Consider the following 24,313-nt stretch of genomic DNA (forward strand, 5'->3'; position numbering starts at 1 on the left):
CCTACAGGGGCCGAGCGGCGATCCTGCCGCCAACGCTACTGGATACCAGAGGTCATGGAAGACGAGTTCTACCGCATCAAGCGACTGCCGCCCTATGTCATCGCCGAAGTGAACGCGATGAGGCACGCAGCCCGCCAGGCCGGTAAGGACATCATCGACCTCGGCATGGGTAACCCCGACCTGCCTCCGCCGCAGCACGTGCTCGATAAGCTGTGCGAAGTGGCGCAAAAGCCCGACGCCCACGGTTATTCGCAATCGAAGGGTATCCCCGGCCTGCGCCGCGCTCAGGCGAACTATTACGCCAACCGCTTCGACGTGGAACTGGACCCCGAGCGCGAGGTCGTCGTCACGATGGGCTCGAAGGAGGGCCTCGCCAGCCTCGCCACCGCAATCACGACGCCCGGCGACGTGGTGCTGGCCCCCAACCCCAGCTACCCGATCCACACCTTCGGCTTTATCATCGCCGGCGCGACGATCCGCTCGGTGCCGACGACGCCTGACGAGAACTACTGGCGCTCGCTCGACCGCGCGATGGCCTTCACGGTGCCGCGCCCGTCGATCCTGATCGTCAACTACCCGTCGAACCCGACCGCCGAAACGGTGGACCTTGCATTCTACGAGCGCCTCGTCGCTTGGGCAAAAGAGAACAAGGTCTGGATTCTGTCCGACCTCGCCTATTCCGAGCTCTATTACGACGGCAATCCAACCCGCTCGATCCTCGAGGTACCGGGAGCCAAGGACGTCGCGGTCGAGTTCACCTCAATGAGCAAGACCTACTCGATGGCTGGCTGGCGCATCGGCTTCGCGGTGGGCAACCAGAAGCTGATCTCCGCGCTTACTCGCGTGAAGTCCTACCTTGACTACGGCGCCTTCACGCCGATTCAGGCTGCTGCCTGCGCCGCGCTCAACGGCCCGCAGGACATCGTCCAGCGCAACCGCGATCTTTACCAGAAGCGCCGAGACGTGATGGTCGAAGCATTCGGCCGAGCCGGGTGGGAAATCCCTGCCCCCAAGGCCTCCATGTTCGCTTGGGCACCCCTACCGCCGGCCCTCAAAGAGATGGGAAGCCTGGAGTTCTCCAAACAGCTTCTGACTCATGCCGAAGTCGCAGTCGCCCCCGGCGTTGGTTACGGCGAGGATGGCGAAGGCTTCGTCAGAATCGCCATGGTCGAAAACGAACAACGCCTTCGCCAAGCCGCTCGCAACGTAAAGCGCTACCTGACTTCGATGGGCGTTAATACTCCTTCATCGTGACACAAAAACCCCGCAGAATCCTAGGAATTCTGCGGGGTTTTAAAGTTAATGATTGCTCCATACTGTAATAAAATACGTGTTGTCCCGTATGGCAAAAATGCGCCATCTCGCCACCCATCTGATTGGAACAGTAGGCTATTTGGGGGGCAGATGGCGGTTTTTCTTTCACGGCGGGAGTCGCCGTATCATTTTCGATGGCTGAGCTCCGACAGGATTCCTATTGGGTTCGATCTCAGAGTTTGCGGCTGGGCGCTGGATTTCGGTGGAGAGCCTTCGTGCGACTGCATAGGGGTAGTGCATGCAGGGAACCTGAACAGCGCAGATTGGGATAGATTGTTGGCGGTCCGCAACGAGGTTCGCCGCTTCGTCCTGGTGATCGGTGCCGCCAGCGCCGCAGAACGTGCTGAACTTCTGCAGGTCGGTTTCGGCGAAGCCGTGTCCGACACGATCGAACCTGGGGAATTCGAAGCTAGGGCATCCCGGCTGGCAGAACTTACCTACTGGCTTCCACGGCATCGCCGTCTCGGTGACCTTGAGTTGGATCTCTTGGCCCGAGAAGCGTTTGGTCAAGGAAAATCGCTCAACCTCAATCCGCGCGAATTCGCGCTGATCTGGCGCCTTGCGGACACGCCTGGCGAGCCCGTGAGCAAGCAGGATCTTATCCAGGACGTTTGGCGCATGGGTTTCGTACCAGAAACCAACAGCATCGCCGTCCACATGTCCCGGCTGCGTCGTAAGCTGGGGTTTGTCGGCATGTCCGGCATCATCGCCACAGCTTCCGCCGGTGGGTACTGCCTCATGCCACAAAGCGAGGAGCAACTAAAACCAGCTTTTCTGCCGACAAGCACGACGCACGCCAATCCGAACCAAGCCGTCGCGTGCCAGGTTTAGACTTGTTTTAGGGCGACGATTGACCGGCAGCTTCAGCGAGGTCGGCTGGCGTGTTGATGTTGGGTATCGGCACGGCGATCTTGACCGGTCTCGCGCCGAGAAGTTCCGCAAAGCGGCGCATCGAATGGCGCTCGTCGCTCTCCAGCAGGGCGTCGAGTTGCGCAGCGGCGGCGGCCGGCCACAAACCAATGACCGGCTGAGAAGCAAGATAGGACGGCGCCGGCTCCAACGCCTGATGTAAGTCCTCGGGCAACAGCCCGGCATCGACACCGCAACTCAGTACGACCTCGTAGCCCTCGTCGTGGGCATAATGCAAGGCGGCCGCCAGACCGCCGAGCGGCCCCATGCCTGCCCTCGGCCAATCGGGGAGCGTGGGTGCCGGAGCGACTTTCCTTCCCGTGACAACGACATGCTCGCACCAGCCCGACAATGCGTCGACCGTCAGCGAAATCAGCGTGCGGCCTCCGATCTGCGCCAGCGCCTTGTCGCTGCCGAAGCGGCTGGAGAGACCTCCCGCCAGGACCGCTCCTAGAATCATACCGAGCCCTTTCCTGTGACGAAAGGCTACTAAAGCGCGCCATCAATCCATACGGCAAGCAGAGAAACTCCCTGCCTCGACTCCTTCTCGCCGGCAAACGCAAAGAAAATGCGGAAACTTGCGCGAATCCCGTTGCACTACCTCCAATCGATTGGTAGGCGCGCACTCCTCCACACGGATGGCCCGATGGCGGAGTGGTGACGCAGAGGACTGCAAATCCTTGCACGCCGGTTCGATTCCGGCTCGGGCCTCCATTACCATATGGATAATCGTGTGTTTTTCGTCGTTTAGGCGATTTTGGCGTCCAGCCTCAAATCAAGATTAGACATTTCCCCTGTGTAACCTTGTGGATCGCGCCCTTTGCGAGACGCGCACTGTTAGTCGCGGCGACGTACCGCGCGCGCGTTGTCAGTGCCGGTCCATGGCGGCTGCCTGCCAGGCTTCTTAATCCGCTGGAGCGCCTTGAGCACCATGGGAGCTCCCTTGCCTGTAAGCTTACCGCTCCGCGTATCCGTTCTCCCCATACCCGTGACAGCTCACATGGTATCTCATGCCAGCCCCAGCTGGAAAGGAACAAAAATGGGACTTTATCAGGCAACCTGTAGCGGACAGAGCGCACGAAATCAGCCCCTTGAGGACATTTCCGGACTGATCTGGATAGGCTTGGCGGAGCGGGAGGGATTCGAACCCTCGATACGCTTTTGGCGTATACTCACTTTCCAGGCGAGCGCCTTCGACCACTCGGCCACCGCTCCGCATGCACTGGTAAGGAGGCGGCCACTAGCGAGTCGCGCGGGGTTTCGCAAGCGGTGTGGTGATGGCATGAAGCCTTCATGCGCACTTTCTTTTCCGTCATCGCACTTGCCGCCCTCGCCACGCCTTCGCTGGCGGCCGGGGACAAGCCGATCACGCCCAATGACGTCGTCGATGCCGCTCCCGCTTCCGACTGGCAGCGCATCGCCCCCGGCGACCTGCTGGTCATGGACCTGACGCCCGGCGCCAAGGGCAAGCCGCGCCGCGTGGTGATTCAACTGATGCCCGCGCCGTTCTCGCAAGGGTGGGTCGGGAACATCCGCAAGCTGGTGGCCGCGCACTGGTTCGACGGGATCGCAGTCGTGCGAGTGCAGGACAACTATGTCGTGCAGTGGGGCGATCCCGATGGCGAGACGCCGGGCAACGCAAAGGCTTTGCCTGCGGGATTGGCGAAGCCAACCGAGAAGGGCTACGTAACGCCGCTCGACGAAAGGTTGCGATCGAGCTTCATGCAGCGCAGCGCGCAAGAGGCCGGACAAACTGCGACGATCCCAACCAATCCGGATTCCTATCTGCGCAACGGCCTGACGCTGTTCGATCATGGCTGGCCCATCGCGGCAGATGGCCGCACAGGCTGGCCCGTCCACTGCTACGGCATGGTCGGCGTTGGCCGCAATCTCTCACCCGATACCGGCACCGGCGCCGAACTCTACACCGTGATCGGACAAGCGCCGCGCCAGCTGGACCGCAACATCGCGCTCGTCGGGCGGATTATCGCGGGGATGGAGCACCTGTCGTCGCTACCGCGCGGGACGGGTGCGCTGGGCTTCTATGAAACGCCTGAAGAGCGCACGCCGATCGTCTCCGTGCGGATGGGCAGCGACGTGGCGGACCTGCCTGCCTACGAATACCTCTCCACCGAAAGCGCCAGCTTCGCCGCCTACATCGACAAGCGCGCGAACCGGAAGGACAGCTTCTACATCCAGCCCGCGGGCGGAGTGGACATCTGCAATGCACCCGTGCCGATCCGGCCCGTGAAGCAGGACGCGGCGAAGCCATGAGCGCACACGGCGAGCACCTGCAGCACACCGGCCGTCTGTGGCGCTGGACCGGAGGGGCGAACAACGGCACCTGGCACTTCCTCACCATCGACGGCGCGGCGGGCGAGGCGCTGTCCGGCACCGCGATCATGCGCAAGCTGGAAGGCACCGCGCGCGGGTTCGGCTCGCTCAAGGTCAAGGCGCGGATCGGCGGGACCGACTTCGCGACATCGGTGTTCCCGAGCAAGTCCGACGGCGGCTGGCTGCTGCCGGTCAAGGCCGCCGTGCGCAAGGCCGAGGGGATCGGCGAAGGCGACGACGTCGAGGTTTCGCTGACGTTCTGAGGGAGTAGCCCCCTCCACCAACCGCTACGCGGGCGGTCCCCCTACCCGAGCAAGCTCGGGGAGGAATTTGGTCAGATGCGTTCAGCGTCGGCCACCGCTTCGCTGGCGCGCAGGGCGCCGACGATGCGGGTGAGGTGCGCGAGGTCGGAAACCTCGAGGTCCACCTCGTAAGTGCCGAAGGGCTCGTCGCGCTGGGTCATCTGCAGGTTGGTGACATTGGCGCGGTTGCTGGCGAGGATCTGCGTGACTTCGGCGAGCGTACCCGGGCGGTTGTAGAGGATCAGCTGCAGGCGCCCGACGGCGCCGGTGGTCCGCTCGCCCCATGACAGGTCGAGCCAGTCGGCATCGACGCCGCTCGCCAGCGTCATGCAGTCGATCGCGTGGACTTCCACCTTGTGATCCGGGCGACGCAGGCCGACGATGCGGTCGCCGGGGACCGGGTGGCAGCATTCCGCCAGCTCGAAGCCGACCCCCGCCGTGAGACCACGGATCGAGATCGCGCGTTCGGTGCGGGTCCATTCGGGGTCCTCGGGCAGTTCGGCGGTGCTGCCGGGGACCAATGCCTCCATGACCTGACGGTCCGACAGGCGGCCCGAGCCGATCGCGAACATCAGGTCTTCCTCGTCGCGCAAGTCGAGGCGTTCGACCGCGTGGGCAAGCGCCTTCTTGCCGAGGCGCTGCGGCAGGCGGCCGGCGATCTCGTCGTAGAGCTTGCCGCCGATCTCGGCGACTTCGGCACGTTCCTTGGCGCGGACGGCGCGGCGGATGGCGGCGCGGGCCTTGCCGGTAACGACGAAGCCCAGCCACGAGAGCTGCGGCTCCGAGGTGGTGCTCTTGATGATCTCCACCACGTCGCCGTTCGCCAGCTGCGTGCGCATCGGCACGTGCCGGTTGTTGATCTTCACGCCGACCGCTGCGTTGCCGAGATTGGTGTGCACCGCATACGCGAAGTCCACCGCCGTCGAACCCTTGGGCAGCTGGAACAGCGCGCCCTTGGGGGTGAAGGCAAAGATGCGATCCTGGTAGATCGCCATCTTGGTGTTCTCGAGCAGTTCCTCGGCGTCGTGGCTGGCGTCGACGATCTCGATCAGGTCGCGCAGCCACCCGACCTGCCCATCGGGCCGCGCGCCGCCCTGCTTGTAGGCCCAGTGCGCGGCGAGGCCAAATTCGTTGAGGCGGTGCATCTCGCGCGTGCGGATCTGCACCTCGATGCGCATGGAACGCTGGAATATCAGCGCCGTGTGCAGCGACTGGTAGCCGTTCGACTTGGGTGTCGAGATGTAGTCCTTGAAACGGCCGGGGATCATCTGCCAGGCCTGATGCAGCACGCCGAGCGCGCGGTAACAGTCGTCCACGCTGTCCGTCAGAACGCGGAAGGCCATGATGTCGGTGATCTGCTCGAAGTTGACATGGCGCTCGGCCATCTTGCGCCAGATCGAATAGGGGTGCTTCTCGCGGCCGGAAACCTCGACGTTGAGGCCCGCCTCGGCCAGCACCTGCTTGATCGACAGCGCCAGTTCGTCGACCTGCCCGCCCTCTTCGCTGCGGATCTGCGCAAGGCGGCCGGTGATCGTCGCGTAACCTTCCGGCTCCAGCTGCTCGAAGGCGAGCAATTGCATCTCGCGCATGTATTCGTACATGCCCACGCGCTCGGCGAGCGGGGCGTAGATATCCATGGTCTCGCGGGCGATGCGGCGGCGCTTGTCCTCCTTCTTGATGTAATGGAGGGTGCGCATGTTGTGCAGGCGATCGGCCAGCTTGACGAGAAGAACGCGCAAGTCCTCGCTCATCGCCAGCAGGAACTTGCGCAGGTTTTCCGCCGCGCGTTCGCTCTCGGTCATCACCTCGATCTTGGAGAGCTTGGTGACGCCGTCGACCAGCCGCGCGACGTCGGGGCCGAACAGCTTGTCGATCTCCTCGATCGTGGCGAGGGTGTCTTCGACGGTGTCGTGGAGCAACGCGGTGATGATGGTCTGCTGATCGAGCTTCAGCTCGGTCATCAGCCCCGCCACTTCGACCGGATGGCTGAAATAGGGGTCGCCACTGGCGCGTTTCTGGGTGCCGTGCTTCTGCACGGTATAGACGTAGGCACGGTTCAGGAGGGCCTCATCGGCCTCCGGGGCGTATTCCTTGACGCGTTCGACGAGTTCGTACTGGCGGAGCATGCTGGCCTGTCATGTCAGGTTTTATTGCACCGCGACAAGAGGGCGGCGACCAAAATGCAGATTTTGCAACGGGAGAACCCGGAACAGACCGGCACCTAAAGATACCATAACGACACCCAAAGCGTCCACAAAGGGCAATTCAATCGTTTTCACAGGGCAAGTTACGTAAGGGATTTGTTAACCATCCGGGAACTGTGCGGCTGCACAATAAACGCGAACCGGCTGGCGCATCGTTCTCACCCCCCACCGCAGCGCCGCCGGTTCGACCGCGCCTGATTTTGCAACGGGCCGGACCATGCACCGGGGACACAAATGCGAAGAGGTAGCCGATCCCATGGCGGACATCGATGATTTCGCGAGCAGCGAGCGACCCGAGTGGCTGAAAGCGCTGGCGCGGCGTGCTTCCGTCTCGTCAGAAGCTGCCGCCGGCCAGGGCGCGCAACAGCAGCGCGCGCCGCGTGTGCGGACGCTGATCAAGGCCGTCATCGGCGGCGAGGGGCGAACGGGCGAGGACGTCATCGTGCGCAACGTCTCGCCCGGCGGCATGTGCATTGCTTCGCGCACCTTGCAGCCGAGCACCGGCGAGATGCTGCGCGTCTCGCTGCCCGGACAGGCTGACCTGCAGGCGCAAGTGCGCTGGGTCGGCAAGGGCGAGTTCGGCGTGCTGCTGACCGGCGGCAGCGGGCTCGACCTCGATCGCATCCAGTCCTCCAACCGCCAGCGCAACGCCGGTTTCGCAGCGGCGCTGGAGCGCTTGCTGGGCGTCAGGCCGCAGGAGCCGCGTCCCTCGGCGGTGTGAGGGCCGCCTGAACATTGCCCGCTCACCCCAGTCATCCCCGCGCAGGCGGGGACCCATCTGATGCCCGTGCAGCCGGAACCGTCATCAGATGGGTTCCCGCCTTCGCGGGAATGACGAAATTGTTTCGATCGAACAGGGCGAGCGATCCGAAATCACGATCCCAAACAGCCACCTTGACCACCCCGGACCTGTGCTCAATAGTATCGGGGTGAGCGAGATCATCGTCGACCCGTCCCCCGGTTCCCCCTCCTCCGCAGTGCTTCCTGCGCGGCCCGAGGCCATCCGGCTCGATCCGGCGACAACCGCCGTCATCGTCGTCGACATGCAGAACGCTTATGCCTCCAAAGGCGGCTACGTGGACGAGGCGGGCTTCGAAGTCGGGCCCGCCGCCGCCACTATCGGCCATATCGCCGAAGTGCTCGACACCGCCCGCGCGGCCGGGATGACGGTGGTGTTCCTGCAGAACGGCTGGGACGCCGACTATGTCGAGGCAGGCACGCCGCTCTCGCCCAACTTCCACAAGTCCAACGCGCTCAAGACCATGCGCAGGCGCCCCGAACTCTCGGGCAAGTTCCTCGCGCGCGGCGGCTGGGACTACGAACTGGTCGATGCGCTGACACCGAAGGAAGGCGACCTTCGCGTCCACAAGCCGCGCTATTCGGCCTTCTTCAACTCGCAGCTCGATTCCGTCCTGCGCGCGCGCGGCATCCGCACGCTGGTGTTCACCGGCATCGCCACCAACGTCTGCGTCGAATCGACCCTGCGCGACGGCTTCCACCTCGAATACTTCGGCGTGCTGCTGGAGGATGCGACGCATCACCTCGGCCCCGACTTCATCAAGGAGGCCACCGTCTACAACGTCGAGAAGTTCTTCGGCTGGGTCAGCACGGTCGCCGATTTCCGCACTGCCGTGAGCCAGCTTCCACCAAAGGAGTGACGATGCCCTTCGAAGCCGTGAACCCGTCCGAGTTCCCCACCCCGATCGCGCCCTATTCGGCCGGGGCGAAAGCGGGTAACGTGCTCTACGTCTCGGGCATGCTGGCGCTGGGCGAAGGCGGCACTGTCCTGCATGTCGGCGATGCGGCGGCGCAGACCCGCCACGTGCTGGAGGCGATCCGGATCACCGTGGAGGCCGCGGGCGGCACCATGGCCGACGTCGCCATGAACCACATCTTCCTCAAGGACATGGCCGACTACGCCGCGTTCAACGCCGTCTATGCCGAGTACTTTCCCGGCGACAAGCCTGCGCGCTACTGCATCAAGACCGACCTCGTGAAGCCCGACTGCCTCGTCGAGATCGCGTCGGTGGCGCATCTGGCATGACCCTTCGACAGGCTCAGGGTGAGCGGGAACAGCGCAGGCTACCACAGCCTGACGACTGTACCTTGAATCGTCATTGCGAGCGTAGCGAAGCAATCCAGAGCGGCGCAAGACTGCCCTGGATTGCTTCGCTGCGCTCGCAATGACGAGGGAGCGGTTCGGGTCAATGGCATCGCCCCCAACCCCGCTCAGGCTGAGTGCTGAGCCTGTCGAAGCATCGAAGCTCCATCGCGAATGAGCACCGCCGCCGGCCTCCACTACGAGTTCCACGGTCCCGAAGGCGCGCCCACGCTGATCCTGTCGAGCGGGCTCGGCGGCAGCGGCGCCTACTGGCAGCCGAACCTTGCCGCACTTTCCGCGAACCACCGCGTCCTGACCTACGACCAGCGCGGCACCGGCCGCAGCGATCGCGCGCTGCCGGAAACGACCTCGATCGAGGACATGGCCGCAGACGTCATCGCGCTGATGGATACGCTTTGCATCGCGCGGGCGCACTTCATCGGCCACGCGCTGGGCGGGATGATCGGGATCGAGACCGCCCTCGCCTCCGGCCGGATCGACAAGCTGGTGGTGATCAACGGCTGGCGCACCCTCTCCCCGCACACCCGCCGCTGCTTCGAGGCCCGCCTCGCCCTGCTGCGTCATGCGGGGACCGAGCCGTTCCTGCGCGCGCAGCCGCTGTTCCTCTACCCGCCCGACTGGATCGCCGCCAACGACGCGCTGCTCGAGGCTGACCTTGCGCACCACATCGCGGGCTTCCCCGGTGCGGAGACGATGGAAAAGCGCATCGCCGCCGTCAGCGCCTATGCCCCTTCGGCCGAGCGGCTGGCCAGGCTGGGCGAAACCCTCGTCATCGCCACGCGCGACGATTTCCTCGTACCTTGCGCGGCCTCACTGAACCTTGCTGGACCGATCCCCGCGGCCGACGTCGCCACGTTCGGATGGGGCGGCCATGCCTGCAACGTCACCGATCCCGCGGGTTTCAACCGCCTCGTCGTCAAGTTTCTGGAGAGCTAGTCCATGCAAGTCGGCGTCTTCGTGCCCATCAACAACAACGGCTGGCTGATCAGCACGACTTCGCCCCAGTACATGCCCAGCTTCGATCTCAACAAGGAGATCGCGATCCGGGCCGAGAAGCACGGGCTCGACTTCCTGCTCTCGATGATCAAGCTGCGCGGCTTCGGCGGCAAGTCGGAGTTCTGGGAATACGGGCTGGAGAGCTTCACCCTCATGTCCGGCCTCGCCGCCGTGACCGAGAAGATCAAGATCTTCGCCACCTGCCCGACGCTGATCATCCCGCCCGCCTTCGCGGCGCGGATGTGCAACACCATCGATTCGATCAGCCACGGCCGCTTCGGCCTCAACCTGATCACCGGCTGGCAGCCGCCCGAGTACACCCAGATGGGCCTTTGGCCGGGCGAGGAGCATTTCCGCAACCGCTATCAGGTGCTCGACGAATACGCCCATATCCTGCGCGAGTTGTGGGAGACCGGCCGCTCCGACTTCAAGGGGGAGCATTACACGATGGACGACTGCCTCGTGCGGCCGACCCCGCAGGGTGACATGAAGATCATCTGCGCGGGCTCGTCGGACGCGGGGCTGGCCTTCTCGGCCAAGTGGGCGGACTATGCCTTCTGTCTCGGCAAGGGCGTGAACACGCCGACCGCCTTCGCCTTCAACAACGAGCGGCTGGCGAAGTTCACCGCCGAAACCGGGCGCGACGTGCAGGTCTTCGTCCTCGTCATGGTGATCGCCGCCGAGACCGACGAGGAAGCGCAGGCGAAGTGGAAGCTCTACAACGAAGGCGTCGACATCGACGCGATTTCGTGGCTGGCAGACCAGGGCGCCAAGGACACCGTCAACACCGATACCAATGTGCGCCAGCTGGCAGCGCCCGAGGGGGCGGTGAACATCAACATGGGCACCCTCGTCGGCAGCTACGAGACCGTGGCGCGGATGCTGGACGAGATGGCCGAAGTGCCCGGAACCGGCGGCGTCCTGCTGACCTTCGACGACTTCGTGGAAGGGGTGGAGAACTTCGGCAACCGTATCCAGCCGCTCATGAAGAGCCGCGCGCACATATCCGGCTGAAGCGTGGAAATCCATCTGACGGCCGTGCAACACGATATGTCGCAAGGTGGGTTTCCGGGCTCCCGGGAATCACGTCAAAGTGTGGCCACCCCCACAAAGAAAGCCCGGGACCTGCAAGCAGGTCCCGGGTAGTTTGGTAAAGGATCGCATTGGAAATTCCGATCCTTCGGGTCGCATCTACGCAGATGCCCGAATTGGCGATTCGCCACATACCATGATCGTGGTATGCCCTCCTCGGTCTGCCCCGTTTTACATGGGCTTGCGTAAAGTTGACGCGCAGTTCACATTGTCCTCTGGTCGCAGTCGGGGGGCAGGACCATACGAATCGAGGAACTGGGGGCGCTCTTTTCGCGCGCTCCGTTTGAAGAAGCCGGCTGGGACGGCGCACTGAAGGCTCTGGCCAGCGCGACGGGTTCGGCGCGCGCGCAGCTTATCGCCATCGGTGAAAGCCACACGCTCTTCAACTGGGTCACCGACATTTCCGAAGGCTATACCGAGGATTTCCTCGCGATCGGCGGGCATCGGCCCGACGTCAACTACCGTGTCGCTGCGGGCCGCGGACCGGGTGAAGTCGTGTGGGAGCATCACTACGATGCAATTCGCGCCGCCGCGCCCAACGAAGCCTACAACCAACACGTCCAGCGCTGGGATGCCGAACATGGCGCGCAGCTGGTGCTGGCGGATGACCCCGGCGCCTTCTTCGGGCTCGCCGCGCTCCATTCCGCCAGCGACGGACGCACGACCGAAGTGCAGCGGCAGGCCCTCCAGGACGCCGCCCCCCATGTCATGGCCGCGATCCGCCTGCAGGCCGCCATCGAGCATCAGGGCGCGGACATGCTGCGCGGCTCGCTCGACGCAATGCGCACGGCGGCGGTCCTGCTGGATGCGACGGGGCGGGTTCGCTCGGTGACGCAGGCGGCCGAGCGGCTGCTGTCACCCGACACCCTGCAGGTGCGTGCGGGAGGGCTCAGGGCCGTGCGGCCGGACCTCGACCGCGTGCTGCAGATACGGATCGGCGTCGCCCTCGCCAGCCGTCAGGCGATGCCGTCCGAATTGTGGATGCAGTCGGTGCACGGCCCGCTGCTGATCGAGATCTGCGCCCTGCCCCGGCAGCACTGGAATTTCGGCTTCGCGCCCAGCGTGATCGTCACGCTCAAGGCGCCGCTCGGCTTCACCAGCGATCAGGGCGGCCGCCTCTCCGCCGCGCTCGAGTTGACGCGGGCCGAGGGTGAGATCGTCGCCCTGCTGGCACAGGGTCATTCGCGGCAGGAGATCGCCCGGATGCGCGGCGTCAGCGCGCAGACGGTGTCGAGCCAGCTGCGCACGATCTTCCAGAAGGCCGGCGTCAACCGCGAGGCCGAACTCGTCTCGATCGCCCGCGCCGTGATCGAGATGGGGAGCCGTTAGTCCCCCGTTCCGTCATTGCGAGCACGGCGAAGCAATCCAGGGCAGTCTTGAGCCGTCCTGGATTGCTTCGCTGCGCTCGCAATGACGAGGTTTTACAGCTTCCCGAACTGTGCCTCGTAAGCGCCGGTATCGCCGCTCGACAACAACCGCGCCTGCTCCACCCAGCTGTCGCGGCGCGGGCGGCCCGCGAAGGCCCCGAGCTTGGTGTCGAGGTCGTCGAGGTCGGCATCGCTCCATGCCGCGATCTGGGCGTAGCTCGTTACGCCCAGCGCATGGAGCAATGTCAGCATCTTGGGGCCGAGCCCCTTGATCTTGCGCAGGTCGTCCGCCGCGACTTCACCCTCAGCCGTCTCCACGACCGGCGGGGCCGGAGGAGCGGGCGTCGGATCGGGCTCGGCGGCGATGGTCTGGGGGGGCTCGTGCGCCGCATCGTTGTGGCGCGCCTCGTCGGCCTCTTCCTGCGCGGCGACGGCGATGACTTCGCCGATGCCCGCCATCGTCCCGGCCATCGCCGGCGGGTCGATGTGGTACTGCGAGGCGGGCGGCGCGTCGTCTATCAGCGCCTGGTTGCGCTGCGCGGGCGCCGCGCCCTCGTCGAGCACGTCGGGGCGATGCTCGCGCCGCGCCGGCTTCGAGCCGTGGATGAAGACCCAGTAGGCCACCACGATGCCCACGAGCAGCGCGACGATGAAGACCAGCCAGTTCGCCTGAACCATTTCCAGCACGTCAGTTCACCTTCCTGCGATTCCATATTGCGGCGCCGATGCCGAAACCGATCCCGTAGGACAGCAGCACCGAGACGGCCATTTCCAGCCATAGCGGCAAGGCAGCGTCCTTTCCTAGTCCCTCAAGTCCATCATTCAGGCCCCGGCGTATCGATCGGCGTCGGCTTGACCGGCGCGGTGTAGAGCACCGAGAACTCGATGCGCCGATTGGCCGGGTCGAGCGGGTCCAGCCCTTCCACCGGCCGCGCCGAGCCGAGGCCTGCCGCACGCAGGTTCGTCGCCGGGATGCCGCGCGCGATCAGCGCCGAACGCACCGCCTCCGCCCGCGCCTGCGAGAGCGCGACATTGACCTTCTGGTTGCCCGAGGCGTCGGTATGCCCGGTCACCGCGATGATGCTGCCCACGCAAGGCCGCAGCGAGCGCGCCACTTCGCCCAGCAGCCGCTCGCTCGACGGTTCGAGGCGCGTGCTGGCCTCGCCGAAACGGATGGTGCGGGTTTCGAGGATGCGCTCGACGTCGTCCTGACAGTGGGCCAGTACCGCGCGCTCGTCGCCGCCCCGCGCCCAACTCACCCCGGCGATCCCCGGCACCGCGGCGATGGCGGCGGCGACGCTCTTGCGGGTCTCGGGCGAAAGATCCCGGCCGCCGGAGAGCACCGGATGGCGGGTCAGCCAGCCGTAGCGGTCGCGGAAATTCAGCGTCACGCCCTTCCCGCCCACAGCATCGCGCGCGGCCGAAGCCTGCCGGTCGAGGTCGCCGATGAACGCAAGCCCCCGCGCCCGGGTGACGGCGAAGGACATGACCAGGCACAGCGCGGCTCCGGCGACGATCAGCGATGCGCGGCGGGGATTCATGGAGGCAACCTAGAGAACCGAAGCCGGGCTGTCAGCCGGGCAGTTGCTCGCCAAGCGGAGTTTCGACCTTCTTCGCCTTCTGGAACAGGCGGCGATCCTCCGGACCGAACGCCTTCTTCCAGATCACGAGGAAGTAGGAACCGAGGATCGCCGGGATGCCGAAGGCCAGCGCCGCCCATTCGGGCAGGAAGCGGACCGCGAGGAAACCGATGACCACGGCCGGAGCGGCGGCCCAGACCAGCGCCCAGCGCCAGTTGTTGATCGGCTCCTTGAGGATGCGCGCCAGCATCACCGACTTGACGATCGAGGACAGCCCCAGTGCCAGCATCAGCGCGCAGGCGGCAGCGGCGGCTTGGAACAGCGGATTGAAGCCGAGCCGCTGCATCAGCAGGATGCCGAAGAGCGTCAGCACCGCCTGCAGCGCGATGGTGCCGATCGAGACCCACAAGTTGCGCAGCCGCGCGACGTAGATCAGCGCCGCCTCGCTCACTACGGCGGTCGCGGCAACCACTTCGGCGGCGAGCAGGAAGGCCAGCGCGCCGGTGCCGCCGACGAACTCGCGTCCGACGAGGCCCATCACGCCGTTGCCGGGAATGCCCAGCGCCAGTGCGATCCCGGCTTGCGAGGCGGTGATCCAGAACCCCACCTGACAGACCTGCCGGGCGATGGCGGCATAGTCCTTTTCCTTCAGGTTGCGCGTGATCACCGGGCCGAGCACCGGCTCGAAGCTGGTCTTGAGCTTCTGCGGCAGGCTCGCGACCTGCTGCGCCGCGTAATAGACGCCGACCGCCGAAGCCGGGGCAAGGAAGCCGAGCAGGAAGATGTCGACGCGCCGGGTGCCCCACTCGATGGCGTCGGCCAGCGCGATCGGCAGCGAGCGCAAGGCCAGCTTGCGCATCGCGCCGGGCCGGGGCTTCCACCCGCGCGGCAGGCCGTATTCGCGGAAGAACGGGATCGCCGCCGTCAGCGCGGCGGCATAGATCGAGGCGATATAGGCGATGGACAGCCCGCTCTCGGGCGCCAGCCAGATCATCGCGCCCGCCATGATCGAGATCGTCCACGGCTCCACGATCGCGCGCGACCACACCGTCGGCGTCACCCGCAGACGATAGGCGAGCGCGGCCAGCCAGATCTCGGTCATCGTGAAGGGCGGCAGCGCGATCACCATCAAGCGGTCGATCTGCGTGTAATGGCCACCCGGGAACAGCACGCCCGGCACGAACCAGAAAAGCAGGGCGGCGGTGCAACTGGCGATGATCGCGAGGATCGAGCCGTCGGCGATGACGTTGGCGGGCCGCACCTGCCCCTCGGTCTCCGACAGCCGCTGCGCCAGCCCGCGCTTCTCGCCCATCGTGCAGAGCATCGAGGTCAGTTCGATCAGCACCAGCGCCGAGGCGAAGCGGCCCAGCGCGGCCGGTCCGTAGGACGCGGCGCGCCCGGCGATGAACAGGAACGGGATGCGCGCGGCGAGCCGCAGGAAGAATCCGAACAGGTTGGTGCGCCCGCCTTTGGCGAGAGCGGCGATGTCGTCGCGCTCCTTGTCGCCTTGCGGTGCGTGGGCGGGATCGCCGTATGGCGTGCTCAAGAAAGCGGCTCCTGCTCGTCGCGCAGCGGGCGCGACAGGAGATCGCTCACGACCGCGCTCGCCGGAGCCTCGCCCTTCAGCAGCCGCTCGACCGCCTCGACGATGGGCATCTGGATGCCGTCGCGGCGGGCGAGGTCGGCGAGCACCGGAGCGGTCGCCGCGCCTTCAGCCACGCTGTTCTTGCCCGACAGCGCCTCGGCGGCGGTCAGCCCCTTGCCCAGCGCAAGGCCGAGCGAGAAGTTGCGGCTGGAGGTGGAGGAGCAGGTCAGCACCAGATCGCCAAGGCCGCACAGGCCCGACAGTGTCTCCGCGCGGGCGCCCCTCGCCAGCCCGAAGCGCAGCATTTCGGCATAGCCGCGCGCGATCAGCGCCGCGCGGGCGTTCTGGCCGAGGTTCAAACCCTCGACCACACCGCAGGCAATGGCGAGCACGTTCTTGACCGCACCGCCGATCTCGGCGCCGACGACGTCATCGGAATAATAAGGCCGCAGCGCCGGGCGGGCGAGCAGCGGCGCCAGCCGGTCCCACTGCGCACGCCCGCCACCGCAGGCGAGCGTCACGGCGGTCGGCAGCCCGGCGGCGACTTCATGCGCAAACGTGGGGCCGGAGAGCACTGCCAGCCGCTCGGGCGCGCAGGCTCTCGCGGCGACGTCGGCCATCAGGCGGCCGGTTCCGGCCTCGATGCCCTTGGCGCAAAGCACGAGATCCCGGTCGCCTGCAGGCAGGCCCGCGATCACCGAGGCGAGGAACTGCGCGGGCACGACCACCAGCAGCGCCGGAAGTGCGGCGAATTCGCCCAGGTCGCTGGTGGCGCGGATGGTGGACGCCAGCGCGGCGCTCGGCAGGTAGAGGCCGTTGCGGCGGTCGCGGTTGATCTCCTCGACCAGCTCCGCCTCGCGCGCCCAGAGCAGCACGTCGCTGCCATCGCTGGCGAATGCCTGCGCCAGCGCCGTGCCCCATGCGCCTGCGCCGATAACACCGATCTTCGCGTTCATGCCTTCACTCCCGCACCGCGTACCGCCTCGGCCTCCGGATCGAGCGGCCAGCGCGGGCGCGCCGCCACGTCGAGCGGGTCGGACTGCCCGCGTTCGAACCGCTCCACACCGGCCCAGGCGATCATCGCCGCATTGTCCGTACACAGGCTAAGCGGCGGTGCGATGAAAGGCAGCGAATGGCTTGCCGCCAGCGCTTCCAGCGCGCCGCGGATCGCCTTGTTCGCCGCGACGCCGCCCGCGACGACGAGCGCGTTCACCGGCCCGCACTTGGCGAGCGCCCGGCGGGTGCGGTCGATCAGGCAGTCGATCGCGGCCTGCTGGAACGAGGCGGCGATGTCGGCATCGGTGTACTCGCCCGACTGCTTCGCCCGCAGCACCGCGCTCTTGAGCCCGGCGAAGGAGAAGTGCGGCTCGGCCGAACCCTTGAGCGGGCGCGGCAGCGGCACTTTCTTCGCATCGCCCTGAAGCGCCAGCCGCTCCAGCGCCGGGCCGCCGGGATAGCCGAGGCCGAGGACCTTGGCGGACTTGTCGAAAGCCTCGCCCAGCGCGTCGTCGATGGTTGTGCCGAGGCGGCGGAACCGGCCCACGTCCTCGACCAGCAGAATCTGGCAGTGCCCGCCCGAGACCAGCAGCAGCAGATAGGGATATTCCAGGCTGGCATCGGCGAGGCGGGGCGACAGGGCGTGCCCTTCGAGATGGTTGACCGCGATCAGCGGCTTGTCGGCGGCCATCGCCAGCGCCTTGGCGGTGACGAGGCCGACCATGACCCCGCCGATCAGCCCAGGCCCGGCGGTCGCGGCGATCGCGTCCACCTGATCGAGCGTCATCCCGGCATCGGCCAGCGTCGCCTCGATCAGCGGGGCAAGCCGCTCGGCATGGGCGCGCGCGGCGATCTCCGGCACGACGCCGCCGAAGGGGCGGTGCTCTTCGTCCTGCGAGGCGATGCGCTGGGCGAGGATCACCCTGCCGTCGGTGACCAGCGCCGCCGCCGTCTCGTCGCACGAGGATTCAATGCCGAGAACTATGCTCATCCGGCCTTCCCCTGAACGACAATGCCCGGTAGCACAAGCCGCCGATGACCAACGATAAACAAGACCAGACCTTCCGCCCTGAGCGTTACAAATTGGGCACACGCCGTTCGCCGCTGGCGATGGCGCAGGCCCATGAGGCGCGAGACCGGCTCGCCCAGGCGCACGGAATCGATCCGGCGCATATAGAGATCGTTGCCGTCACCGCCAGCGGCGATCGCATCCAGGACCGCGCGCTCGCCGAAATCGGCGGCAAGGCGCTGTGGACCAAGGAACTCGACGCCTGGCTGGCGAGCGGCGAGATCGACTTCGCGGTCCACTCGGCCAAGGATGTCGAGACGATCCGCCCCGGGGCCTTCACGATCGGCGCCATCCTCCCGCGTGAGGACGTGCGCGACGTGCTGGTCGGCGCGGAAAGCATCGCCGCGTTGCCGCCCGGCGCCGTCGTCGGCACCAGCGCCCCGCGCCGCGCCGCACAGCTCCTCCACGCCCGGCCGGACTGCAAGGTGGTGACCTTCCGCGGCAACGTCGCCACCCGCCTAGCCAAGCTGGCGGCGGGGGAGGCCGACGCGACGTTCCTGGCGCGGGCGGGCCTCGTGCGGCTCGGCGAGACCGGCACCGGCCACCCCCTCGACGCCGAGGACTGGCTGCCCGCCCCGGCGCAGGCCGCGATCATGATCGAGTGCCGCGCCGACGACGAACGCACCCGCGCTTTCCTCGCCGCCGTGGACGACGCGCCCAGCCGCGCGCAAGTGCTCGCCGAGCGGGCGCTGCTGGCGGGCCTCGGCGGCAACTGCCACAGCCCGATCGCGGTGCTGACCCGCAACGAGGGCGGCCATCTCGTCATGCGCGCCGCGCTCTACAGCCCCGATGGCGCCGAGCACGTTACGGGTGAGGCCCGCTTCCCCGCCGCCGACGCGGAAGGTCCGGGCCGCCTCGCCGCCGACCTGCTCGCCCGCGCGGTTCCCGCCATCACGGTGCATTTTGCCGGAGCGTGAGCCTTTCGTCGTCCCGGACTTGATCCGGGACCGGTGGCCGGGACCCGCCCACCTTGCAGCGCGCGCGGCGAGTTCGCGGCTAAAGACTGCCAGCGGTCCCGGATCAAGTCCGGGACGACGAAGGCGATGATCCTGATCCTCCGCCCCGAGCCCGGTGCCTCGGCCACGCTGGCAGCAGCGCGTGAACGCGGGCTGGAGGCACTGGCCTTCCCGCTGTTCGCAGTGCGCCCCCTCGCATGGGAGCCGGTCGCGCGCGACGCCATCGACGCGCTCCTGCTCGGCAGCGCCAATGCGCTGCGCCATGGTGGGCCTCAGCTGGCGGCCTATCGCGGCCTGCCCGCCTACTGCGTCGGCGAAACCACGGCTCAAGCCGCGCGAGAGGCGGGCATGGAGGTCGCAGCGACCGGCCACGGTGGCCTGCAGAACCTGCTCGGCGTACTCCAGCCCGGACACCGCCGCCTGCTGCGCCTCGCCGGGCGGGAACGCACCGCCGTCGATGTGCCAGATGACATCGCGATCGTCACACGCGAGGTCTACGCCAGCGAGGCCCTGCCCGCTTCGCCCGCGCTGATCGCAGCATTGGCCAGCCCCGCCCTCGCCCTGCTCCACTCCGGAGAGGCGGCCCTGCGGTTCGCACAAGTCTGCAACGATGCGGGAATCCCACGCGGGCGAATTCGCCTCGCCGCGATCGGCCCGAGGGTCGCCGCGCGCGCCGGGGAAGGCTGGGCGCAAGTGCGCAGCGCCGCCCGGCCTGACGACGCCGCATTGCTGGCCTTGGCGCAGCAGATGTGCCAAGACACCGGCCCACGGACAGCAACCGCGACGACAAGGACTTGATGCAGGACATCCCTTCCGCCCCTCCCGGCGTTCCTCCGCAGCGCCGCTCGGCGGGCATGACGCTTTTCGTTGCGCTCATTGCCTTCGTGATCGGCGCCGGCCTCGTCGCCTGGCTGGCGACGCGTGGCTACCTGCCGACCCTGCTCCAAGCCGCGAACACCTCTACCCTGACGGCCACGCCCGCGCCTGGCCCCCGGCCCGCCGCCGCGCCGCCCGCCGCCCAAATGTCGCAGATCGCCACCGTCGAGGGGCGCCTCGCCATGATCGAGGACCGCATGTCGCGCATCGACCTGCAGACCAGCGCCGCCGCCGGCAACGCCGGGCGCGCCGAGGGCCTGCTGATCGCCTTCGCCGCCCGCCGCATGGTCGATCGCGGCGAGCCGCTCGGCTATCTTGCGGACCAGCTGCGCCTGCGCTTCATGAACGCCCAGCCGCGCGCGGTGCAGACACTGGTGGATTTCGCCGCCAACCCGGTGACCATCGACGCGCTGAGCGCCCGGCTGGAAGCGCTGTCGCCGGAACTGACGGTCAGCACCGCCAACCGCAGCCTGTGGGAGCGGACACGGCAGGAGATCACCTCGCTCTTCGTGGTACGCCGCGATTCGGCCGCGCTCGCCAATCCAACCGCCCGGATCGAACGCGCCCGCCTGATGCTCACCGCCAAGCGCATCGATTCGGCCATCGGCGAGGTCGAGCGGCTTCCCGGCGCCGAAGCGGCCGATAACTGGATCGCCGATGCGCGCCGCTACGAAGCCGCGCAGAAGGCGCTCGACCTGCTGGAGACGACGGCGATGCTGGAGCCGAACAGGCTGCAGGATTCGACCGGGCATTCGGTCGACCAGCCCAGCCCGCTCGCGCCGACCGCGCCTGCGGAAGAACCGGCGCCGGAGGCTTCGGAGGGGGCTTGACCCTTCGACAAGCTCAGGGTGAGCGGAGAGAGTGCAAACCTCCCGACCCCAATCTTCGTCATTGCGAGCGTAGCGAAGCAATCCAGGGCGGCGTTAAACTGCCCTGGATTGCTTCGCTACGCTCGCAATGACGAAAGGGGGTATGTCAGTTCTTGACCTGACAGCTCATCCCTGCGGCCTTCATACCCGAGCACAAGGCCCGCGCCGCCGCACCGTCGCCGGGGACGGCCTGTAGGCGGTAGACGGTGCCGATGTCCGCCTGGCCCTGAACCACGCGGTGACTCATGCTGCCGAGCGGTTCGTACTGCGTCTTGAGCGTGTTCCACCCGGCCTCCGCCGCCTCCTTAGAGGCATAGGCGCCGACCTGCACACCGACACCGCTGACCACCGGAGCGGCCGCGGAAGCCTTGTCGGTCGGCTTGGGTTCGGCAGGCTCGGCAGTCGTGCGGAAGCCCGGCGCGGGCATATCGTCGCTCTTGTCGATCTGGACCGGGCGTGACTGACCCTCGGCCACCGCGAAGCTGGTGTCGCCGGTGCCCTCGACGACTTCGCCGCCGGGGTTGTCGGGCTTGACCTTGTAGGGGGCCTTGGGCGCGGCGATCACGCCGCCGTCTGCGACCAGCGGCTGCTCGGGACGGCTCTTGATCGCCCAGACCACACCGCCCCCGATGACCACCAGCGCGACGAGGCCGAGCGCGCCCAGCAGCACACCCTGCCCGATGCCGGAGCGCTCTTCCTCATAACCCTCGTCGTCGCCTTCCAGCCAAGGGAGGCGCACGTCCTCCTCCAGCTGCAACTGCTGCGCGGTGGCGCCGAACGCGGCCGAGGCGGAGGCATCGCCGTCCTCCTCGAAGTAGGGGCTGCCCTGTTTGCCCGAACCGAACACCGGGTTCTTCTTCTCAGGTTTCGGGAAATAGCCGTCGTCAGCGCCTGCCATGGATCACATTTCCTCCACCGCCTCGACCCCGAGCAGAGCCAGGCCGTTGCGGACAAGTTGCCCGATCTGCGCCGCCAGGAAAAGCCGCGCACCCGTCAGCTTTGCATCCTGCGCGTTAACAAACCGCTTTTCCACCCTGTCGTTGCCGAGGTTCCAGTAGCCATGGAACGCCGCCGCGACGTCACCGAGGTAGAAGGCGATGCGGTGCGGTTCGCGCGCTGCTGCCGCCGCCTCGACGATGCGGGGGAACTGCGCGGCCAGCTTGACCAGTTCCAGCTCCTCTTCGCCCAGCAGTTCGACGTGCTCGCCCGAGGGGGTGAAGCCGCCCTCGGCCAGCCCCTTGCGCAGCGTCGAGTGGACGCGGGCATTGGCGTACTGGACGTAGAAGACGGGGTTGTCCTTGCTGGCTTCGACGACCTTGGCGAAGTCGAAGTCCATCTGCGCCTCGGGCTTGCGGGTCAGCATGGTGAAGCGCACCACGTCCTTGCCCACTTCGGTGACGACTTCGGCCAGCGTGACGAAGTTGCCCGAACGCTTGGACATCTTCACCGGCTCGCCGTCGCGCAGCAGCTGGACCATCTGGACCAGCTTGATCTCGAACGGGGTTGGTTCGCCATCGGCGCCGGTCATGGCGGCGACGGCGGCCTTGATGCGCTTGACGGTGCCCGCATGATCCGCGCCCCAGATATCGACGAGGGCGTCGGCGCTCTGGGCCTTCTGGAAGTGATAGGCGAGGTCGGCACCGAAGTACGTCCAGGTGCCGTCCGACTTCTTGATAGGGCGGTCCTGATCGTCGCCGAACGCGGTGGACTTGAACAGCGGCAGTTCGACCGCTTCCCAGTCCTCCAGCGTCTTGCCCTTGGGCGCTTCGAGCACGCCGTCGTAGACGAGGCCCTTGGCGCGCAGCCAGGCTTCGGCCTCGTCGGGCTTGCCGCTGGCCTGCAGTTCCGCCTCCGACGAGAACAGGTCGTGGTGGATGCCGAGGAGCGCGAGGTCGTCCTTGATCATCACCAGCATCGCGGCGACGGCCTTCTTCTGGAACAGCGCCAGCCATTCCGATTCAGGCGCGTCAGCATACGTCTCGCCGAACTCGGCGGCGAGTTGCTGGCCGACCGGGATCAGGTATTCACCCGGATACAGACCTTCCGGAATCGCGCCGACATCCTGGCCCAGCGCCTCGCGGTAGCGCACGTGCGCCGAGCGGGCGAGCACCTGCACCTGCCCGCCGGCATCGTTGACGTAGTATTCCTTGGTGACCTTGTGGCCCGCGAACTCCAGCAGCGTCGCCAGCGCATCGCCGACGACCGCGCCGCGGCAGTGGCCCATGTGCATCGGGCCGGTCGGGTTGGCCGAGACGTATTCGACGTTCACCGTCGTCCCGCCGCCCATCGTCGAGCGGCCGTAATCCGCGCCGAGATCGGCGATCGCCCGCAGTTCGGCCAGCCACGTGGCGGAAGAGAGGCGCAGGTTGATGAAGCCCGGCCCTGCGATCTCGGCAGACGTCACCGAATCGAGCTTCGACAGCTCCGCCACCAGCGCCTCGGCGAGATCGCGCGGCTTCAGGCCGGCGGGCTTGGCCAGCACCATCGCGGCGTTGGTCGAGAGGTCGCCGTGCGAGGGATCGCGCGGCGGCTCGACGGTGATCGCGCCTCGCTTGAGGCCGCCCGGCAGCGTGCCCGCTGCTTCCAGCGCATCGAGCGCGGCGGAAAGGTGGCCTGCGAAGGCGGCGTAAAGGGTCTGCGTAGTGCTCATGACGCGCGCGGATAGCCCAAGTATGGAAGAAGGGAAACAGGGCGCTGCAAGGTGACAGGTTTACACCGTTGACACGGTCCAGAGGGGAAAGGTGTCACCTTGGGCCGGAAAGTGTCACCTTGCGGAGGTAAGGTGACACATTTTGCGGAGGATGTGTCACCTTGTGAGCGGGATGTGTCACCTTGTGGTGTAACCTTGTGCGGCGGGGAAGGTTCGAGCGGGGCATGGGCGCAATGTATCGGAGCGGGCGGTCTGTAGGAAAGCCGGCGGTCCGTAAGCGCCCCTTTGTTGCCGTTCCGGCTTGATCTTCAAGAAATTGAGAGAGGACGTTGTTGCCTTATTCGGAAGCACTGTAATTCCGCTTTCAGCGGCAAGACTTAGGTGGAACTATCGGAGTCGCGCCTGAATTGGATCGGGCAAATATCACCTGATCCGGTTTCGGTAACTGCTCCAATATAGCGATACTGTTATCTGGATAGTGCGTCATTGATTCAGCTTGAGCTTGTGCACGGGCTCGCATCGCCAGCACCATCCTATCCATATCATATGGTTCTGCGTAAGCCGCATCGGCTAGCTCTTTGTTCGTCGCTTGGATTGCAGCGACATGAGGCCGAACGGTCATCCTCGCGCGACGGGTGCTGTCGATGATGATTTTGATAGCCTTCTCCGAATAGCATTGTGTGCGGTAGCGTTCGGCCATTCGGCTTAGTTCGCTTTCCAATGCCGCTCCCCCTGTAGATGGGGCTGGAGGCACTGGAGGCATCTGGTACTGGGTAATCGCCGCAAGCAATAAAAGAGACATCATGATCGGTGGCCTAAACTAGAACACTTGCTAGGGGACTCATCTGACGGAAAAAGATGAACGTCTTCTTCATTCACTGCTTGGCTGACAGCCGACAGTCAGCTCACCACCCTTTACGGCTACCCCCGGTTCGTCATTGCGAGCGTAGCGAAGCAATCCAGGGCGGCTCAAGACAGCCCTGGATTGCTTCGCTACGCTCGCAATGACGAAATTGGTAAATGAGCGGTAGATGGCCGCTCCCCACCCCTCATTGTCATTCCCGCGAAGGCGGGAACCCATCTCCTGACGGC

General features: G+C 66.4%; 23 protein-coding genes and 2 tRNA genes. 14 read left to right on the forward strand and 11 right to left on the reverse strand.

The window, feature by feature from the left end:
- Positions 1-54 precede the first annotated feature (54 nt).
- Entirely contained in the window at positions 55-1,254 is a 1,200-nt protein-coding gene (locus QRN25_RS10130; RefSeq protein ID WP_271184495.1) for an LL-diaminopimelate aminotransferase, read from the forward strand.
- 336 nt (positions 1,255-1,590) lie between these two features.
- Positions 1,591-2,145, forward strand: coding sequence for a winged helix-turn-helix domain-containing protein (locus tag QRN25_RS10135; protein WP_271184494.1), 555 nt, complete (start codon positions 1,591-1,593; stop codon positions 2,143-2,145).
- A 7-nt stretch (positions 2,146-2,152) separates the two neighbouring features.
- On the opposite strand, the gene mobA is transcribed toward QRN25_RS10135, so the two are convergent.
- Positions 2,153-2,683 (reverse strand): molybdenum cofactor guanylyltransferase, encoded by a 531-nt coding sequence (mobA, locus tag QRN25_RS10140; RefSeq protein ID WP_285019351.1) that lies wholly within the window; start codon positions 2,681-2,683, stop codon positions 2,153-2,155.
- Between the two features lie 180 nt (positions 2,684-2,863).
- On the opposite strand from mobA, the gene QRN25_RS10145 reads away from it, so the two are divergent.
- A tRNA-Cys gene (locus tag QRN25_RS10145) sits at positions 2,864-2,937 on the forward strand.
- Positions 2,938-3,347: 410 nt separating this feature from the next.
- Here QRN25_RS10145 and QRN25_RS10150 read toward each other — a convergent pair.
- Positions 3,348-3,438: transfer RNA gene (locus tag QRN25_RS10150), tRNA-Ser, on the reverse strand.
- Between the two features lie 78 nt (positions 3,439-3,516).
- On the opposite strand from QRN25_RS10150, the gene QRN25_RS10155 reads away from it, so the two are divergent.
- On the forward strand, positions 3,517-4,497 hold the full coding sequence (locus tag QRN25_RS10155; protein ID WP_271184492.1) for a peptidylprolyl isomerase: 981 nt from the start codon (positions 3,517-3,519) through the stop codon (positions 4,495-4,497).
- Positions 4,494-4,820, forward strand: a complete 327-nt coding sequence (locus tag QRN25_RS10160) for a DUF1905 domain-containing protein (RefSeq protein WP_285019355.1) — start codon at positions 4,494-4,496, stop codon at positions 4,818-4,820. Before QRN25_RS10155 ends, QRN25_RS10160 begins: the two co-directional genes overlap by 4 nt.
- Before the next feature lie 71 nt (positions 4,821-4,891).
- Here the strand turns inward: QRN25_RS10160 and QRN25_RS10165 are convergent, their stop codons facing one another.
- Complete coding sequence (locus QRN25_RS10165) at positions 4,892-6,985, reverse strand: RelA/SpoT family protein (protein ID WP_036526026.1); 2,094 nt, start codon at positions 6,983-6,985, stop codon at positions 4,892-4,894.
- Between the two features lie 334 nt (positions 6,986-7,319).
- Here QRN25_RS10165 and QRN25_RS10170 point away from each other — a divergent pair, with 334 nt between their 5' ends.
- From QRN25_RS10170 to QRN25_RS10195, 6 genes are all read left to right on the forward strand, one after another.
- Positions 7,320-7,784 carry a PilZ domain-containing protein gene (locus tag QRN25_RS10170; protein ID WP_197524400.1) on the forward strand — a complete coding sequence of 155 codons (465 nt, stop codon included), beginning with the start codon at positions 7,320-7,322 and terminating at the stop codon, positions 7,782-7,784.
- Between the two features lie 208 nt (positions 7,785-7,992).
- Entirely contained in the window at positions 7,993-8,721 is a 729-nt protein-coding gene (rutB, locus tag QRN25_RS10175; protein WP_285019359.1) for a pyrimidine utilization protein B, read from the forward strand.
- Between the two features lie 2 nt (positions 8,722-8,723).
- Positions 8,724-9,107 carry a pyrimidine utilization protein C gene (gene rutC / locus QRN25_RS10180; RefSeq protein WP_008827797.1) on the forward strand — a complete coding sequence of 128 codons (384 nt, stop codon included), beginning with the start codon at positions 8,724-8,726 and terminating at the stop codon, positions 9,105-9,107.
- Positions 9,108-9,338: 231 nt separating this feature from the next.
- Entirely contained in the window at positions 9,339-10,121 is a 783-nt protein-coding gene (rutD, locus tag QRN25_RS10185) for a pyrimidine utilization protein D (protein ID WP_285019363.1), read from the forward strand.
- Positions 10,122-10,124: 3 nt separating this feature from the next.
- Positions 10,125-11,195: a pyrimidine utilization protein A gene (gene rutA, locus QRN25_RS10190; RefSeq protein WP_285019364.1), complete on the forward strand. Its 1,071-nt coding sequence runs from the start codon at positions 10,125-10,127 to the stop codon at positions 11,193-11,195.
- A 573-nt stretch (positions 11,196-11,768) separates the two neighbouring features.
- Positions 11,769-12,602 carry a helix-turn-helix transcriptional regulator gene (locus QRN25_RS10195; RefSeq protein WP_285019367.1) on the forward strand — a complete coding sequence of 278 codons (834 nt, stop codon included), beginning with the start codon at positions 11,769-11,771 and terminating at the stop codon, positions 12,600-12,602.
- A gap of 92 nt (positions 12,603-12,694) precedes the next feature.
- Here QRN25_RS10195 and QRN25_RS10200 read toward each other — a convergent pair whose 3' ends face one another.
- The 5 genes from QRN25_RS10200 to tsaD form a co-directional block, all read right to left on the reverse strand.
- A complete protein-coding gene (locus QRN25_RS10200; protein ID WP_051586858.1) occupies positions 12,695-13,318 on the reverse strand; it encodes a helix-hairpin-helix domain-containing protein in 624 nt (207 codons plus the stop codon).
- A 140-nt stretch (positions 13,319-13,458) separates the two neighbouring features.
- The gene (locus tag QRN25_RS10205) at positions 13,459-14,181 is read right to left on the reverse strand and encodes an OmpA family protein (RefSeq protein ID WP_285019369.1); all 723 of its coding nucleotides are present in this window, start codon (positions 14,179-14,181) and stop codon (positions 13,459-13,461) included.
- 31 nt (positions 14,182-14,212) lie between these two features.
- On the reverse strand, positions 14,213-15,766 hold the full coding sequence (locus QRN25_RS10210) for a lipopolysaccharide biosynthesis protein (RefSeq protein WP_285019371.1): 1,554 nt from the start codon (positions 15,764-15,766) through the stop codon (positions 14,213-14,215).
- Positions 15,763-16,761 carry an NAD(P)H-dependent glycerol-3-phosphate dehydrogenase gene (locus QRN25_RS10215; RefSeq protein WP_285019374.1) on the reverse strand — a complete coding sequence of 333 codons (999 nt, stop codon included), beginning with the start codon at positions 16,759-16,761 and terminating at the stop codon, positions 15,763-15,765. Before QRN25_RS10215 ends, QRN25_RS10210 begins: the two co-directional genes overlap by 4 nt.
- A complete protein-coding gene (gene tsaD, locus QRN25_RS10220; RefSeq protein WP_211149658.1) occupies positions 16,758-17,792 on the reverse strand; it encodes a tRNA (adenosine(37)-N6)-threonylcarbamoyltransferase complex transferase subunit TsaD in 1,035 nt (344 codons plus the stop codon). Before tsaD ends, QRN25_RS10215 begins: the two co-directional genes overlap by 4 nt.
- A 44-nt stretch (positions 17,793-17,836) precedes the next feature.
- Between tsaD and hemC the strand changes: the two genes are divergently transcribed.
- The 3 genes from hemC to QRN25_RS10235 all read left to right on the forward strand — a co-directional run bounded on the left by hemC (position 17,837) and on the right by QRN25_RS10235 (position 20,532).
- Entirely contained in the window at positions 17,837-18,787 is a 951-nt protein-coding gene (gene hemC, locus QRN25_RS10225) for a hydroxymethylbilane synthase (RefSeq protein WP_285019377.1), read from the forward strand.
- Between the two features lie 126 nt (positions 18,788-18,913).
- Entirely contained in the window at positions 18,914-19,624 is a 711-nt protein-coding gene (locus QRN25_RS10230; protein ID WP_285019379.1) for a uroporphyrinogen-III synthase, read from the forward strand.
- Positions 19,624-20,532, forward strand: a complete 909-nt coding sequence (locus QRN25_RS10235) for an MICOS complex subunit MIC60 (protein ID WP_285019382.1) — start codon at positions 19,624-19,626, stop codon at positions 20,530-20,532. Before QRN25_RS10230 ends, QRN25_RS10235 begins: the two co-directional genes overlap by 1 nt.
- 145 nt (positions 20,533-20,677) lie before the next feature.
- Here QRN25_RS10235 and QRN25_RS10240 read toward each other — a convergent pair whose 3' ends face one another.
- From QRN25_RS10240 to QRN25_RS10250, 3 genes are all read right to left on the reverse strand, one after another.
- On the reverse strand, positions 20,678-21,469 hold the full coding sequence (locus tag QRN25_RS10240) for an SPOR domain-containing protein (RefSeq protein ID WP_285019384.1): 792 nt from the start codon (positions 21,467-21,469) through the stop codon (positions 20,678-20,680).
- A gap of 3 nt (positions 21,470-21,472) precedes the next feature.
- Positions 21,473-23,221, reverse strand: coding sequence for an arginine--tRNA ligase (gene argS / locus QRN25_RS10245; protein WP_285019386.1), 1,749 nt, complete (start codon positions 23,219-23,221; stop codon positions 21,473-21,475).
- Positions 23,222-23,585: 364 nt separating this feature from the next.
- A complete protein-coding gene (locus QRN25_RS10250; RefSeq protein ID WP_285019388.1) occupies positions 23,586-23,921 on the reverse strand; it encodes a hypothetical protein in 336 nt (111 codons plus the stop codon).
- Between the last annotated feature and the right edge of the window lie 392 nt (positions 23,922-24,313).

This window comes from Novosphingobium sp. fls2-241-R2A-195, assembly GCF_030209485.1.
In the GTDB taxonomy this organism is placed as follows: domain Bacteria; phylum Pseudomonadota; class Alphaproteobacteria; order Sphingomonadales; family Sphingomonadaceae; genus Novosphingobium; species Novosphingobium resinovorum.